12 protein-coding genes are annotated in these 15,361 nt (G+C 73.7%); 5 read left to right on the forward strand and 7 right to left on the reverse strand.

All coding sequences use genetic code 11. From position 1 onward, the window contains the following. The first annotated feature begins 251 nt into the window (after positions 1-251). Complete coding sequence (locus M8C17_RS27935; protein WP_252419553.1) at positions 252-650, forward strand: RDD family protein; 399 nt, start codon at positions 252-254, stop codon at positions 648-650. Between the two features lie 96 nt (positions 651-746). On the opposite strand, the gene M8C17_RS27940 is transcribed toward M8C17_RS27935, so the two are convergent. After that, positions 747-1,433: a DUF4191 domain-containing protein gene (locus M8C17_RS27940; RefSeq protein ID WP_252419554.1), complete on the reverse strand. Its 687-nt coding sequence runs from the start codon at positions 1,431-1,433 to the stop codon at positions 747-749. Between the two features lie 206 nt (positions 1,434-1,639). On the opposite strand from M8C17_RS27940, the gene M8C17_RS27945 reads away from it, so the two are divergent. Further along, a complete protein-coding gene (locus M8C17_RS27945; RefSeq protein WP_252419555.1) occupies positions 1,640-1,810 on the forward strand; it encodes a hypothetical protein in 171 nt (56 codons plus the stop codon). 122 nt (positions 1,811-1,932) lie between these two features. Continuing rightward, on the forward strand, positions 1,933-4,830 hold the full coding sequence (locus M8C17_RS27950; RefSeq protein WP_252419556.1) for an AAA family ATPase: 2,898 nt from the start codon (positions 1,933-1,935) through the stop codon (positions 4,828-4,830). 15 nt (positions 4,831-4,845) lie between these two features. Here M8C17_RS27950 and M8C17_RS27955 read toward each other — a convergent pair whose 3' ends face one another. After that, complete coding sequence (locus M8C17_RS27955) at positions 4,846-6,453, reverse strand: hypothetical protein (protein ID WP_252419557.1); 1,608 nt, start codon at positions 6,451-6,453, stop codon at positions 4,846-4,848. 62 nt (positions 6,454-6,515) lie between these two features. Continuing rightward, positions 6,516-7,511 (reverse strand): lipoyl synthase, encoded by a 996-nt coding sequence (gene lipA, locus M8C17_RS27960; RefSeq protein ID WP_374559408.1) that lies wholly within the window; start codon positions 7,509-7,511, stop codon positions 6,516-6,518. Between the two features lie 458 nt (positions 7,512-7,969). Between lipA and aspS the strand changes: the two genes are divergently transcribed. After that, the gene (gene aspS / locus M8C17_RS27965; protein WP_252419643.1) at positions 7,970-9,256 is read left to right on the forward strand and encodes an aspartate--tRNA(Asn) ligase; all 1,287 of its coding nucleotides are present in this window, start codon (positions 7,970-7,972) and stop codon (positions 9,254-9,256) included. Positions 9,257-9,327: 71 nt separating this feature from the next. Here aspS and lipB read toward each other — a convergent pair whose 3' ends face one another. Further along, entirely contained in the window at positions 9,328-9,969 is a 642-nt protein-coding gene (gene lipB / locus M8C17_RS27970) for a lipoyl(octanoyl) transferase LipB (protein ID WP_252419559.1), read from the reverse strand. Between the two features lie 61 nt (positions 9,970-10,030). Beyond that, a complete protein-coding gene (locus M8C17_RS27975) occupies positions 10,031-11,857 on the reverse strand; it encodes a DUF2079 domain-containing protein (RefSeq protein ID WP_252419560.1) in 1,827 nt (608 codons plus the stop codon). Between the two features lie 207 nt (positions 11,858-12,064). Between M8C17_RS27975 and M8C17_RS27980 the strand changes: the two genes are divergently transcribed. Beyond that, positions 12,065-13,276 carry a PHB depolymerase family esterase gene (locus tag M8C17_RS27980; RefSeq protein WP_252419561.1) on the forward strand — a complete coding sequence of 404 codons (1,212 nt, stop codon included), beginning with the start codon at positions 12,065-12,067 and terminating at the stop codon, positions 13,274-13,276. A gap of 50 nt (positions 13,277-13,326) precedes the next feature. On the opposite strand, the gene M8C17_RS27985 is transcribed toward M8C17_RS27980, so the two are convergent. Then, positions 13,327-14,226, reverse strand: a complete 900-nt coding sequence (locus M8C17_RS27985) for a TIGR01777 family oxidoreductase (protein ID WP_252419562.1) — start codon at positions 14,224-14,226, stop codon at positions 13,327-13,329. Positions 14,227-14,329: 103 nt separating this feature from the next. Beyond that, on the reverse strand, positions 14,330-15,328 hold the full coding sequence (locus tag M8C17_RS27990) for an aldo/keto reductase (RefSeq protein ID WP_252419563.1): 999 nt from the start codon (positions 15,326-15,328) through the stop codon (positions 14,330-14,332). Between the last annotated feature and the right edge of the window lie 33 nt (positions 15,329-15,361).

Below are 15,361 nucleotides of genomic sequence, written 5' to 3' on the forward strand. Positions count from 1 at the left end.
GCACGTCCACTGGGTGGCTAGGCTTCTGGCGACGCTATGGCCGGGGGGTTGCCCGGCCGTGTCTCCTGTGTTTCTGCCGTGTTACGTCCCTCGCGGAGCGTCAGCGACGCACTCCCGCCGCCCTCGGCCTGCCGCGAACGCCGTACCGACTGCGCCAGTGTAAAGACATCTGGTGCGATTGGCCCGATTCAGCACGGAGCGGTGGGCGGCACCCGGAAGCCGAAATCCCGACGCGGATACCCTTGGCTGTTGTGACCAATCCGCACGCCCCGGCAGCGCCCGCCACCGACGCCACCTTCACCCCGCCGAGCCTCGGTCGGCGGTTCGGGGCGCTGATCATCGACTGGGTGCTCTGCCTGCTGGCGGCCAACATCTTCGCCGACCCCGTGCGTGACGGCTGGGCGCCGGTGCTGGTGCTGGTCCTCGTGTACGCCATCTTCCTCGGCCTGTTCGCGCAGACGCCGGGCATGTACATCACGAAGATCCGCTGCGTGGGCTGGGCCGACGGCGGCCGGATCGGGCTGCTCCGAGGGCTCATCCGAGGCCTGCTGCTGGCCCTCGTCGTTCCCGCGCTGATCATGGACGAACACCGCCGGGGCCTGCACGACCGCCTCACCGACTCGGTCATCGTCGACGCGCCCCGCCGCTGATACGCCGGGCGACCGCCGGCAGGGTCGGGGACGCGGTGGAGCCGACAGCAAAGAGCCGGACCCGTGGGGTCCGGCTCTCTGGGGCGTACCGCAGGGTCAGCGGCCCCGCGACTGGCGGAAGGTGCCCGGCGGCCGCATGTTCTTCGGGATCGCGCCCTTGGGCATCTGCGGCCGGGCGGTGAGCGCCTTGAGCCGCTTGTCCAGCGAGTTGACGTCCTTGCCGGAGAGCGCGCGGGGCAGGCGCAGCAGCGTCGTGCGCAGCTTGCGGATCGGCAGCTCGCCCTCGTCCTGCCCGATCACGTAGTCGTGCAGCGGGGCGGAGCCGATCACCTTGGACAGCCGCCGCTTCTCCTGCCCGAGCAGGCCACGCACCCGCTGCGGGTTGCCCTCGGCCAGCAGGATCACGCCGGGCCGGCCGATCACCAGGTGGACCATGTCCATCTGCGTGGTCGAGCTGACGGCCGGGGTCACCCGCCAGTCGCCGCGCATGTTCTCCATGATCTGCGCCGCCGCGCCGGGCTGCCCCTCGGCGGCGTTCATCATCGCCTTGTTGGACCGCAGGTTCAGCACGATCAGCACCGCGAGCAGGACGAACAGGATGCCGATCGGGAGCCAGATCCAGCTCCAGAGGATGACCGCGACCACGGTGAGGGCGAGCGGGATGAGCACCGCGGCGGCGACCAGCGGCGCGAACCACCGGTCCTGCTTGGCGGTGAACTGGAACACCATCCCGATCTGCTTCAGCCGCTGGCCGAACGAGACCTTCTCCTGGGGCTTTGCCATGCCGCAGAGTCTAGTGGGCGCCGCCGGCTTCGTTGATCCGCGTCCGGGTGCCGGCCGGCTGAGTACCTTACGTCGACTCAGACGTTTCCGGCCGGCGCGTAAGGAGGGTGGCGCCGGGGAAGATCAGGCGGTGTGCTCATGCCCGGTCGGGGCCTTCAGGCGAAGAGTCATGGTCAGCAGATGACGACGACCTGAAGGAGCCCGACATGTTCGGCAACGACGCGGAATTCCTGCTCTCCCTGCACCACACGCACGCCGCCGAGCTGCGCGCCGAGGCGGCGGCGGACCGGCTCGCCAGGTCGCTGGCGCGTCGCGTCGGCCACGGTTGGCTGGGCCGGCACCAGCAGGTGTCCCGCAGCAGCGATGCCCGCCGGTGATCGTGACCGTGCCGCCGGCACCACCGGCCGGTGGTGCCGCGCCTGCCGAGACGGCCCCGCCGCCCGGTCACCGCCCGATCGGCGGGGCCGGTGGCGGCGGCCGTCATGGCATGCTCGTTCCCGTGACCGTACGTGCCGCCAGCTCCGTCCTCGTCGGCCGCGACCGGGAGAGCGCGGCGCTGCGCGACGCCCTCTCCCGCGCCCGGGCGGGGGAACCGACCACCGTGCTGGTCGGTGGCGAGGCGGGCGTGGGTAAGACCCGGCTGCTGGAGGAGTTCGCCGGCTGGGCGACCGACACGGGTGCGCGCGTGCTGGTGGGCCAGTGCCTGGAGCTGGGCGAGGCGGGCCTGCCCTTCGCCCCGTTCGCCGCCGCCCTGCGCGCGGTGCTGCGCGCCGACGGTGCCGAGGTCTTCGCCGGCTACGAGGCGGAGTTCGCCCGACTGCTGCCCGAGCTGGGCCGGGCACCGGCGGCGCAGGCGGCACCGGTCGCCGCGCCGCTCACCGACGCCCCGCGCGGCTACCTGTTCGACCTCGTCGCCGAGCTGTTCCAGCGGCTCGCGGACGACCGGCCGCTGGTGCTGACGATCGAGGACCTGCACTGGGCGGACCGCTCCACCCGGGATCTGATCGGCTTCCTGGTTCGGGCCGCCCGGCCGGGTCGGCTGCTGCTGGTCTGCACCTACCGCACCGACGAACTGCAGCGTGGGCATCCCCTGCGCCCCTTCCTGGCCGAGCTGGACCGGGCCCGGGGCGTCGAGCGGGTGGAGGTGGGCCGCCTGGACCGGGACGGCACCGGCGCGATCCTCGCCGACCTGCTCGGCTTCGAACCGGCCGCCCGGGCCGTCGACGACGTCCACGACCGCACCCAGGGCAATCCCTTCTTCATCGAGGAGCTGGCCGTCGCCGGCGACCCGCTCGGCTGCGCGGCACTTCCCGAGACGCTGCGTGACCTGCTGCTGGCCCGCGTGGACCGGCTGCCGGAGCCGGCCCAGCGGGTGCTGCGGATCGCCGCGGCCGGTGGCAGCCGCTTCGCCCACGACCTGCTCGCCGAGGTCGCCGGGCTGCCGGACGCGGAACTGGAGGACGCGCTGCGCGCCGCCGTGGCCGCCCAACTCGTGGTGGCCGACCCGGACGGCGACTACGAGTTCCGGCACGCGCTGGTCCGCGAGGCCGTGCACGACGAGCTGCTGCCCGGCGAGCACGCCCGGCTGCACGCCCGGTTCGCCGCCGCCATCGAGGCCCAGCCCCACCTCGTCGCCGCCGGCCGGGCCCCGGCCGAGATCGCTCACCACTGGTACGCCGCGCACGATCACCCCCGGGCGCTCACCGCCGCGCACGTCGCCGCCGCCGCGGCCGCCGACCGGTACGCGTACGCGGAGCAGCGCCGACTGCTGGAGCGGGTGCTCGAGCTGTGGGAGCTGGTGCCCGACGCCGCCGACCGGCTCGGCATGGACCACCTGGCGTTGCTGGAGCAGACCCTCGACGCGGCCGTCACGGCCGGTGACTTCAGCCGGGCGATCACCCTGACCCGGGCCGCACTGGCCGAAGTGGACGCCGACTCCGCGCCACTGCGCGCGGCCCGCCTGCTGGTTCAGCGGGGGCGGCTGCTGGCCCTGCTCGGAAAGAGCGACGGCAGCAGGGAGCTGGGTGAGGCGTACCGGCTGGCGGTGGGCGGCCCGGCCGGCGTGGAGCGGGTACGGCTGCTCGGTGACATCGCCGCGCACCTGGTGCGGATCGACCCCCCGCAGGCGGCGCAGGTCGCTGCCGAGGCGAGCGCCGACGCCGAGGCGATCGGCGCGGACCTGGCGTTGATGCCCACCCGGATCGCCCTGCTCTGCCACGGCGAGCGGGACCTCGAAAGAGGGCTGGCAGAGCTGCGCCGCGCCGAGTCGGTGGCCCGCGCGGCCGGGGACGCGCCGACCCTGGTGCTCGCCAAGGTGTACCAGTCGGACGTGCTCTGCGAACTGGGCCACTACGCCGAATCCGCGGAGGCGGCCGCCGGCGGCGTGGCCGAGGCGCGTCGGGTGGGCATCAGCCGATCCACCGGGGCGTACCTGCTGTCGAACCGGGCCGAAGCACTGATCGCGCTGGGCCGGTGGGACGAGGCCGCGGCGGTGTGCGCGGAGGCCGCCCGCATCGATCTGTCCGGCGTCACCGAGCTGCACTGGCTCCAGTTGGCCGCCGGGCTGCGGCTGGCCCGTGCCCACCCGGGCGCCGACGAGACGGTCGGTCGGGCGCTGGCCTTCCTCGGTCGGCCCTACCTGTGGCCGAACCATCGGCTACCGCTGCACGAGTTGGGCATCGAGTCGGCGCTGGCAGCCGACGACAAGGTCGAGGCCGTCCGGGTGGCCCACGTCGCGCTGGCGGACGAGAGTCTGCCGCGGATGCCCCGCGAGGGTTGGCCGGTGCTCAGTGCCGCCGCCCGCACCGCCGCCCGCGTGGGCGACCGGGAGCTGGCCGCCGCCGTCGCGGCGCTCGCCGCCGACCTGCCCGCCCGGCATCCGGCCGCGCGGGCGCACGCCGCCCAGGTCACGGCGCTGCTCGCGGCCGGCGATCAGGCGCTGCCGGCATGGCGGGCGGCGGTGGACGCGTGGCGCGTCGACGGGCAGCCGTATCCGCTGGGTCGGGCGTTGCTGGCGCTGGCCGAGGCGGCGGCCGCCGCCGGCGAGCGGGACGAGGTGGCGGCGGCCGTCACCGAGGCCGCCGAGATCGCCCGGCGGCTGGGTGCGACGCCGCTGGCCGAGTCGGCCGCCGTCCTGGCCCGCCGGGTCGGCCTGCGCGGGTCGGGTCAGGTCGGCCCCGGTGCCGAGCTGCTGACCGCTCGGGAGCGGGAGGTGCTGCGCCTGGTCGCCGAGGGACACAGCAACAGCCGCATCGCCGAGCGGCTGTTCATCTCGCCGAAGACGGCCAGCGTGCACGTGTCCCGGATCATCGCGAAGCTGGGTGTGACCAACCGGGTGGAGGCCGCCGCGCTGGCCCACCGCCTCGGCCTGCTCACCGAGCCGGCCGTACCTCGCTGACCGGCGCGCGGGCCGTCAGGCGCGGGGCAGGTAGATCCGCCAGCCGTCGACGGTGACCAGGTCCAGGCTGCCCGGGGCGGCGCGCAGCCGGTCGTCGAGCCGGGCCGCCAGCGCTGAGTCGACCGGCGCGACCCAGGCCGGTGCCGCCGCCCGCTCCACCTCCCGCCGGTACGCGGGGTAACGGTCGAAGCCGGGACGGAGTGTGTCGTCGACGACCGCGCAGACCACGTCCTCCGCGCTGGCGAAGGTGAGCCGGTTGCAGGTCCAGTAGCCGGCGAGCACGTGCCGTACGCCGAGCTGCCGCAGGGTGGTCACCAGCTCGGCGTGCCGGGCCTCGGCGGCACTGCTCGCCGGTGCGGTCTGCGTGGCGCCCCAGGTGGCGTGGGCGGCGGTGCCCACCGTGGCGGCGAGCACGACCAGCGCGACCGTACGGAGTGGCGTCAAACCGGTCGTGCGTCGGGCAGCCGCCCACAGTGGCCAGAGCAGCGCGGGCAGGGAGATGAGCAGGCAGGACAGGTAGCGGGAACTCTCCACCGGGGTGAGCCCGGCGGCACTGCTCACGGTGTACGCGACGAGGGTGACCACCGCGGCCAGCACGAGAGCCAGCCGCATCGCCGGCGCTACCCGGGACGACGGGTCGACCGTGGCGGTGGTCGGCCGGCGCATGGTCCGCCAGGCGGTGCCGGCGGCGACGGCCAGCAGCACCGGCAGTGCCAGCGCCCACCACAGCTGCCAGTCGGCGCACCGCCCCGGCCCGCAGAACCCCATGCCCAACGGCGGGCCGAGCAGCAGCCCGCCGTGCAGCCGGTCCGCCCAGCCCGCGCTGGCGTTCGCCCCGCCGGCGGCGAGCACCGCGTGCAGCGGGTTCCGGCCGGTCAGCAGGCTGTGTACGAGCAGCGGGGCCGCCCCCAGCACGGCGGCGGCTCCGAGCAGCACCCAGGCCGCCCCGCGCACCTCGTGGCGACGGAACGCGACCAGCACCGCCCCGGTGGCCACGACGTACGGCAGCACCAGTGGGTCGACCCAGAGCATCAGCCCGGCCAGGAAGCCCCACGCCCCCCAGCGGAGGAGCCGCCACCCCGGCCGGCCGGCGGCCAGGTCCAGGGCGAGCAGGGCGAGCGCCACCCCGACGGCGTTCATCTCGGGATAGCCGCCGCCGGCGATGAGCTGGTTCTTGACCACCCGGTCGGAGCCGAGGGCGAGCAGCGCCACCACGAACAGCCCGAACCAGCGGTCCCCGGTCAGCCGCAGCGTCAACCGCCAGGCCAGCAGCAGGAAGACGGCGTACAGCAGCAGTGTGGGCAGCCGCAGGCCGAGCAGCGACGGCCCGCCGGCCAGGGCGAACACCGGCGCGGCGAGGTAGGCCTCCAGCGTGCCCATGTACTGCTGGCCGTAGAACCAGACCGGGAAGTTCTCTCCCCGGGCGATGTGCAGCGCGGCCAGGCCCATGGTGGCCTCGTCGCTGTTCGTCGGGGGCGCGGCGTGGCCCAGCAGCCAGAGTCGGTAACCCACCCCGGCGAGCAGGGCCAGCCCGGTGAGCCAGCCGACCAGGCCGAGGCGCGCACCGGGCCGGGGACGCGGTTGACCCGCGCCGCGTGGCTGCTCGCGTACCCCGACGGTCATCGCACGATCATGGCACCCGCCCGCCGGGCGACGGGGCCGCCCGGCCGACAGGCCGGTCGGGGTCAGCCCGCGGTGGCGACCGGGGCGCCGGCGCGGGCGTCGAGCGCCTGCCGGTAGAGCCGGCCGGCCCGGTACGACGAGCGCACCAGCGGCCCGCTCATCACCCCGGCGAAGCCGATCTCCTCGGCCTCCTCGCGCAGCTCCACGAACTCCTCCGGCTTGACCCAGCGGGTCACCGGGTGGTGCCGGGGCGAGGGGCGCAGGTACTGCGTGATGGTGATCAGCTCACAGCCGGCCTCGTGCAGGTCGCGGAGCGCCTGGGAGACCTCGGCCCGCTCCTCGCCCATGCCCAGGATGAGGTTGCTCTTGGTGACCAGACCGTCGGCGCGGGCCTGCCGGATCACGTCCAGCGAGCGGTCGTAGCGGAACGCCGGCCGGATCCGCTTGAAGATGCGCGGCACCGTCTCGACGTTGTGTGCCAGCACCTCGGGGCGGGAGCCGAAGACCTCGGCCAGTTGCTCGGGAACGGCGTTGAAGTCCGGGATCAGCAGCTCGACGCCGCAGCCGGGCTGGAGGGCGTGGATCTGCCGGACGGTCTCGGCGTAGAGCCAGGCGCCGCCGTCGGGCAGGTCGTCACGGGCGACGCCGGTGATGGTGGCGTAGCGCAGCCCCATCGAGACCACCGACTCGGCGACCCGGCGGGGCTCGTCGGCGTCGAACTCGGCCGGCTTGCCCGTGTCGATCTGGCAGAAGTCACAGCGCCGGGTGCACTGGTCGCCGCCGATGAGGAAGGTCGCCTCGCGGTCTTCCCAGCACTCGTAGATGTTGGGGCAGCCGGCCTCCTGGCAGACGGTGTGCAGCCCCTCGCGCGAGACGAGCCCGCGCAGCTGGGTGTACTCCGGCCCCATCTTGGCCTTGACCTTGATCCATGGCGGCTTGCGCTCGATCGGCGTCTCGGCGTTGCGCGCCTCGATCCGCAGCAGCCGACGCCCCTCGGGGGCGGCCGTTGCGGTGCGCGCTGCCTGGCCGGTCGTCGGCGCGGAGTGCTCGATCGTCACGAAAACGAGCCTACGCCGGACGGCCACCGTCTATGTGCGTCAGGCGACCGGCATCACGCCGCGGATGTTGTGACGCCCGACACCGACGGGTCGAAAATACGCGTCACACTCACGTCGGTCGGCTGCTACCGTCACCGGCAACAGCGACGACGGAGCCGAGTAGCGCACCGACCCGCCAGTCCAGAGAGCCGCCGGTGCTGAGAGGCGGTCTGGCGCCGGTGCGCGAAGACCCTCCCGAGCTGCGGGAAGAACGGTTGCGGGGCCTCATCTCCGTGCCCAGTAGAGCCCGCCCGGCTGGCCCCGGTCATCAGGCGACGAACGAGGCTCCCGCTCCGGCGGGGGCGAAGGTGTGGTGGCACCGCGAGGTTCCCGCTCGCCCACACCTCCCTGGGGCTGATGCGACGCTTCGCCTCCCCGGGGCGGCGAAGGCGTCGCGATTGACCGAGGAGCAGCCCACCATGCAACGCGTCCTTTCCCACCACCTGCACCTCCACGTCGGCACGACCGTGCGGATCGCCGGCTGGGTGCACCGCCGCCGGCTGCTGAAGTCGGTGGCGTTCCTGATCGTGCGGGACGCCGCCGGCCTGGCCCAGGTCGTCGTCACCGACCCGGCCGCCCGCGCCGACCTGGAGAAACTCACCGAGGAAACCGTGGTCGAGGTGGTCGGCACGGCCACCGCGAACGGCACCGCGCCCGCCGGGGTCGAACTCACCGACGCGACGGTACGCCCACTCGGCCCGCCCGCCGTGCCGCCACCGTTCGACCTGTACCGGCCGGCGCTCACCGCGAGCCTGCCCACCCAGCTCGACCACGCGCCGACGGCGTTGCGGCACCCCACCCGGTCGGCCGCGCTGCGCGTCTCGGCGGCCGCCGTGGCCGGGTTCCGGGCCACGCTCGACGCCCGGGACTTCGTGGAGATCCACACTCCGAAGGTGGTCAGCTCGTCGACCGAGAGCGGCGCCAACGTGTTCGCCCTGGACTGGTTCGGCCGGCCCGCGTACCTGGCCCAGTCACCGCAGTTCTACAAGCAACTGATGGTCGGCGTCTTCGAACGGGTCTACGAGGTGGGGCCGGTGTTCCGGGCCGAGCCGCACGACACCGTCCGGCACCTCGCGCAGTACACCTCGCTCGACGCGGAGCTGGGGTTCGTCGCCGACCACCGGGACGTGATGCGCGTGTTGCGCGACGTCGTGGCCGGGATGCTGGGCGCGGTGGGCGAGCGGGCCGCGGGTGCACTGGCGACGCTCGGCGTCGAGGCGCCGGCCGTGCCGGCGGAGATCCCGGCGGTGCACTTCACCGAGGCGCTGCGCATCGCCGGCGCACCCGAGGACGAGCCGGACCTCGCGCCCGCCCACGAGCGGGCACTGGGGGAGTGGGCCCGCCGGGAGCACGGGTCGGAGTTCCTCTTCGTCACCGGCTACCCGATGGCGAAGCGACCCTTCTACACCCACCCGGACCCGGCCCGGCCGGCGTACTCGAACGGTTTCGACCTGCTCTTCCGTGGCCTGGAGCTGGTCACCGGCGGGCAGCGGCTGCACCGGCACGCCGACTACCTGGCGGCGCTGGCGGCCCGCGGCGAGCCGGTCGAGCCGTACGCCGGGTATCTGGACGCGTTCCGGCACGGCATGCCACCGCACGGCGGCTTCGCCATCGGCCTGGAGCGCTTCGTGGCCCGCCTGGTCGGCGCGGCCAACATCCGGGAGGTCACCGCGTTCCCGCGCGACCTGCACCGCCTCACGCCGTGAGGAAGGCGCACGGGCCGGGGCGCGATGCCCCGGCCCGTGCGCCGGCCCTGTTTGCTCAGACCTCGACGTGCTCAGACCTCGACGAGGGTGGACAGTCGACGCTCGACCACCGGCAGCACGTCGGCGACGGTGATCGTGCGGCCCAGCTCGGCGGTGAGCGAGGTGACGCCGGCGTCCCGGATGCCGCACGGCACGATCCGGTCGAAGTACGTCAGGTCGCAGTCGCAGTTGATGGAGAAGCCGTGCAGGGTGACGCCCCGGGCCACCCGGATGCCGATGGCGGCCACCTTGCGGGCCGGCCCCCGGTCGTCCTCGGGCACCCAGACCCCGCTGCGCCCCTCGACCCTGCCGGCGGCCAGGCCGAACTCGGCGCACACGTCGATCAGCAGTTCCTCGGTGCGGCGCACGTAGGCGACCACGTCCACCGGGTCGGGCAGCCGGAGGATCGGGTAGCCGACGAGCTGCCCCGGCCCGTGCCAGGTGATCTTGCCGCCGCGGTCCACGTCGACGACCGGGGTGCCGTCCGCCGGCCGGTCCCACGGCTCGGTGCGCTTGCCGGCGGTGTACACGCTCGGATGCTCCAGCAGCAGCACGGTGTCGCCGCGCTCGCCGGCCACCACCGACTCGTGCAGGCGGCGCTGCTCGTCCCAGGCGGCCTGGTATTCGAGCAGGCCGGCACGAACGGCCGTCAGGCCGGAGGTCGTCGTCGTCACGCCCCTCAGCGTAGTCCCGCCAGCGGCTCGGATCCCTGGTGAGCCGCCTCACCGCGGCGGGTCAGGACGACGGAACGCGCCAGAGCCAGACGTCGTCCACCCGTTGCGGTTCCCCGAACAGGGCGGTGGCGGTACGCCGGACCGCCTCCTCGTCGACGTCGAACTTCGCGCCGTGCACCTCGTCGGCGAGGACCACCGTCTCGATCCGCCAGTGCCGCAGGTCGGAGCGCACCTCCCGGATGGTGCCGTCGGTGACGATCGGCACCAGCCCGGTCCGGCCGGCCTGGTCCATCAGCGCGCTCAGGGTGCGTGGCACCGGCCCGATCCGGCCGCGCCCGTCCGGGCCGCCGGGGCCGAGGAAGAACCCACCCGGTATGGCGAACTCACCGTGCCCGTGCGACAGCGCGTACGCCTGCCAGCGCTGACCGTCGGGGTAGATGTCCACGGTCAGCGGCAGCGGGGTGAGCACCCCGCCGGGGGAGACGTACTCCCGCCAGGTGCCGGCCGTGATGAACTGCGGGATGGGCTCCCGCTCGCGGGTCAGCAGCGGGGTGGGCAGCAGCGGCAGCAGGGCCACCGCGAACCCGAGCGCCCAGGCCAGCTCCGTGGAACGGTGCCGGGGTGGCGCGGCGCGTAGTTGATCGACGGTGTACGCCAGCAGCACGCCGATCACCGGCGCGACGACCAGGGCCAGCCGGGCGGGCAGCGCGGCGTTCACCACCGGCAACTGCCCGAGCAGGTCGAACGGCATCGGCAGGTCGGTGCGTCGCCCGTCGACCTTCGCCACCGGGCCGAAGGAGAGCACCGTGAAGATCAGCGCGGTGGCGCCCAGAGCCCAGAGGACGGCCCGGCGGCCGGCGTCGGCGCGCCGCCAGAGCGCGACGAAGCAAACCACGGCGAGCACGAGCAGCGGGATCCCGAAGAACGAGTTCTCCTCGGTCGGGTTCGGCGCCAGCGCGGTGCCCAGCCCGGCCTCGCCGGCCAGCGAGCGGCGCGGGAAGGCGGCGAACGCCGCGATGTCCTCGGAGTGGATCACGGGGTCGAAGCCGGTGCCGTGGAACCGCTGCGGCCCGGCGAAGTGCAGCCACAGCGGGTACGACAGCAGCACGCCGGCCACCACCGCGGTCACCCCGAGCCCGCGCAGGAAGGTGGGCAGCGCGGCCCGCGCCTCGTCCCGGTGCGTCGGGTGCACCGCCCAGACGGCGACGAACACGCCGAGCGCGAGCGCGGTGAAGAACAGGCCCTCGGCGGCGATCGAGAACGCCACCGCGACCGCGACGCCGAGGATCACCCCGTCCCGCAGCCAGTGCCCGGGGCGGCGCAGCGCGAACAGTCGCCAGATCAGCAGCGGCACCAGCCAGCCGGCCGTCCAGTTCAGGTGGGCGTTGGCGTGCGAGACCATGCCGGGGGAGTAGGCGATGAACAACGCGCCGATCCCGGCGGCCAGCCCGCTGCGGACAAGGTGCCGGGAGAGCAGCCAGTACCAGGCCAGCGCGGTGGCGAACAGGTTCAGGGTGAGGATCACCAGGAAGGTCGCCGGCGGCCCGATCAGGTACGTGAGGGGGGCGAAGACCACCGCGTACACCGTGATCGAGGTGTTGACCGCGAGGTTGACCCCGTCCGGGACGTTGATCAGGTACGTGAAGAGCGGGTTGTCCCCGTGGGTGACCGCGTGCCCGCCGAAGGCCAGCAGCCACTCGAAGAGCGCCTGGTCGCTGGAGTTGACGGTGATGGTGCGCAGGTTCGGGTCCCGCCACAGCCCGCTGGTCACCCAGACGGCGAGGGCGAGCGCCACCAGCACGACGATCAGGTCGGCCCGGCGGTCCCGGGCGGCGCGCGGCGGTGACGCGGGTGCGGGCCCGGTGGCCAGCGACGGGGAGGACGGCACGCAGCGGACGTTACCAACCGGACCTGGACCGGCCGGTCAGACACGGAACCTTCGGGCGCACAACCCTCCACGAGTGGGCCGGATCGACAGCACATCTTCATAGAGATGAATGTGTGAGTGTGCCCCATGTCATAGCAACGACACATCGACGTAACGTCTCGGCAACTCGACCGTGACCCAGTTCACAATCCGCCCCGGGAGGCCGCCGTGCGCCGCTCCTCATCCCTGCTCACCCGGCTGACCGGCGTGGTCGCCGGGCTCGTGCTCGCCGCCGCCGGCGTCGTCACCCTCGCCGTGCCCGCCCAGGCCGCCAGCCTCACGGCGGTCGCCAGCTTCGGATCCAACCCCGGCAACCTCGCCATGTACGCCTACCGGCCGGACAACATGCCGGCCAACGCACCCGCCGTGGTGCTGCTGCACGGCTGCACGCAGAACGCGTCCGGCTACTTCACCAACTCCGGCTGGCGCAAGTACGCCGACCAGTGGGGGTTCGCGCTGATCGTGGCGGAGCAGAAGTCCGGCAACAACGCCAACGCCTGCTTCAACTGGTTCGAGACCGGCGACACCGCCCGGGGGCAGGGTGAGGCGTTGTCGATCAAGCAGATGGTCGACCACGCCAAGGCGAACTTCGGGGTGGACGGCAACCGGGTCTTCGTCAGCGGCCTCTCCGCGGGTGCGGCCATGAGTTCCGTCATGCTCGCCACCTACCCGGACGTCTTCGCCGCCGGGTCGATCATCGCGGGCATCCCGTACCGGTGCGCCACCAGCATGGTCAACGCGTTCAGCTGCATGAACCCGGGCACGGACAAGAGCCCGGCCGCCTGGGGCGACCTGGTCCGTGGCGCGTACTCCGGCTACACCGGCCGGCGGCCCCGGGTGGCCATCTGGCACGGCACCTCGGACACCACGGTCGCCCCGCTCAACGGCACCGAGTCGCGGGACCAGTGGACCAACGTGCGCGGGGTCTCGCAGACCCCGAGCAGCACCTCGTCGCTGCCCGGCGGCACCAGCCTGGAGGTGTACGGCAACGACGACGTACGGCTCTACCGGGTCTCCGGCATGGGCCACGGCACCCCGGTCGACCCGGGCTCCGGCGCCGACCAGTGCGGCACCGCCGGCGCGTACTTCCTCGACACCATCTGCTCGACGTACCGGGACGCGCTCTTCTTCGGGCTCAACGGCGGCGGGACCAACCCGACTCCCACGCCAACGGCCACCCCCACCCCGACGCCCACGCCGACCACGCCGGCGACCTGCGTGACCGCCACCAACTACGCGCACGTCACCGCCGGTCGGGCCTACCAGTCCGCGGGCTACGCGTACGCGAACGGCTCCAACCAGCGGATGGGCCTCTACAACACCTTCTACACCAGCGCCCTCAAGCAGACCGGCCCCAACTACTGGGTCGTCGGCTGCTGACCCACCACCGCGCGAGGGCCCTTCCCGACCCGACGGGAGGGGCCCTCGCGTCACGCGGTCAGCGCGGCGTGCAGGGCGGAGGAGAGGTCGGGGTGGTGGTAGGGGTAGCCGGCCCGGGTGAGGACGCCGGGGTGGACGCGGGTGCTGGTGAGTGCCTCGTGGGCGAAACCACCGAGGGCCGCCTTGAGGGCCAGCGCCGGGATCGGGATGATCGCCGGCCGGTGCAACTGCCGGGCCAGTTCCCGCGTGAACTCGGCGTTCGTCACCGGGTTCGGCCCCACCACGTTCACCGGGCCGGCGATGTCGTCGCGGTCCAGCAGGAAGCCGACCGCGTCCAGCCAGTCGGCCATCGAGATCCACGGCAGCCACTGACGACCACTGCCGAGCCGGCCGGCGATGCCCAGCCTGAACGGCAGCAGCTGCGGCTTGAGGAGCCCACCGTCGCGGTGCAGCGGCAGGCCGGTGCGCAGCCGCACCACGCGTACCCCGGCGTCCTCCGCCGGCCGGGTCGCGGCCTCCCAGACCCGGCAGACGTCGGCCAGGAAGCCCTCACCGGCCGGGGCGTCCTCCTCGACGACCCGGTCGCCGGTGTTGCCGTACCAGCCCACCGCCGACGAGTTCAGCAGCACCCGCGGACGGTCGGCGGCCGGTAGCCCGGCGATGGTGATCGCCAGGGTGCTGCTCGTGTCCACCCGGCTGGTACGGATCAACCGCCGGTAGTCGTCGTTCCACCGCTTGTCGCCGACCCCCGCGCCGGCCAGGTTGACCACCACGTCCGACTCGGCGAGGGTCGCCGGGTCGAGCTGCCCGGCGGACGGATCCCACCGCCGCTCCCGCGCGTCGCGCGCCGGCCGGCGGACCAGCCGGGTGACCTGGTGCCCGTCGGCCGAGAGCCGGTCGACCAGTCGGGTGCCGAGGAAGCCGGACGCGCCGGCCAGAAGGATCCGCATGCCCCCATCTTCGCCCAGAACTCCGCCGGCGGATGCGCGAGGACTCCAGAGGGGAAACCAAGCCGATTCTGGTGGCCGGAGCGACCGGGACGGCCCCCGGTGGTCAGGCCACGTGGGCCGGGCGCAGGTCGGCCAGCAGTCGCTCCACCTCGGTGTACGCCTCGGCGCTCAGCGGGCCGAGCGTCAGGGTGGCCAGGTTCTCCTCGGCCTGCGCGACCGTACGCAGACCGGGGATCGGTACGGTGCGCGGGCTGCGTGCCAACAGCCAACCGAGCGCGCCCTGGGCCAGGGTGCGCCCGTCGGCGGTCAGCGCCGCACGGACCTGTTCGACCCGGGCCGCCCAGCGTGGCGTCGGCCGGCCGTCGGTGAACCACTCCAGCCACTCGGGTGCGCGCCCACGTACGTCGTCGGTGCCGACCGCCCGGGTCGACCCGGTGAGCAGCCCCATCGCCAGCGGCCCACGGTTGAGGCTGGCCAGGTCGTGGCTGTCGCAGACCGCCAGCACCGCCGCGTTGTCCCGCAGCACCGACTCGTCGTGCTGGATGGCGGCGCAGTGTGTGCCGGCCGCAGCGAAAGCCTCCGCCGAGGCCGGGTCGTCGGTGCTCCATCCGTACGCCCGGATCTTGCCCTGGTCGACCAGGGCCTCCAGCGTGCCGACCAGGTCGAGCGCGGCGGGCACCGGCAGTGCGTTGATGTGCAGTTGGTAGAGGTCGACGTGGTCGGTGCCGAGCCGGCGCAGCGAGTCCTCCAGGCTGCGCACCGCGAAGGCCGGGCTGGCGTCGGTGCCGAGCGCCCGCCGGGTGGCCTCCTCGCTGACGTTGCCGAACTTGGTGGCGATCACCGCGCTGTCCCGCCGGCCGGCCAGGGCTCGGCCGAGGATCCGCTCGCTGTGCCCGGCGCCGTAGTTGCTGGCGGTGTCGAACAGCGTCACCCCGAGGTCGAGCGCGCGGTGGATGGTGCGGATCGACTCGTCGTCGTCCACCTCGCCCCAGCCGAACGGCTGCCCACCGTCGCCCCAGAGCGGACCGCCGGTCGCCCAGCACCCCATCCCGATCGCGCTCACCTCGATGCCGCTGCGTCCCAGCGTCCGTGTCGTCGTCATGCCGGCCAGCTTCCAACCTGGAGTGCGCTCCAG

Source organism: Micromonospora sp. RHAY321 (assembly GCF_023896955.1).
Taxonomy (GTDB): Bacteria; Actinomycetota; Actinomycetes; order Mycobacteriales; family Micromonosporaceae; genus Micromonospora.

What these genes read in the sequence shown, in the direction of transcription:
- M8C17_RS27940 (WP_252419554.1), bottom strand. Translation starts at nt 1,433, where the DNA reads ATGGCAAAGCCCCAGGAGAAGGTCTCGTTCGGCCAGCGGCTGAAGCAG.
- M8C17_RS27945 (WP_252419555.1), top strand. Translation starts at nt 1,640, where the DNA reads ATGTTCGGCAACGACGCGGAATTCCTGCTCTCCCTGCACCACACGCAC.
- M8C17_RS27955 (WP_252419557.1), bottom strand. Translation starts at nt 6,453, where the DNA reads ATGACCGTCGGGGTACGCGAGCAGCCACGCGGCGCGGGTCAACCGCGT.
- aspS (WP_252419643.1), top strand. Translation starts at nt 7,970, where the DNA reads ATGCAACGCGTCCTTTCCCACCACCTGCACCTCCACGTCGGCACGACC.
- M8C17_RS27985 (WP_252419562.1), bottom strand. Translation starts at nt 14,226, where the DNA reads ATGCGGATCCTTCTGGCCGGCGCGTCCGGCTTCCTCGGCACCCGACTG.
- M8C17_RS27990 (WP_252419563.1), bottom strand. Translation starts at nt 15,328, where the DNA reads ATGACGACGACACGGACGCTGGGACGCAGCGGCATCGAGGTGAGCGCG.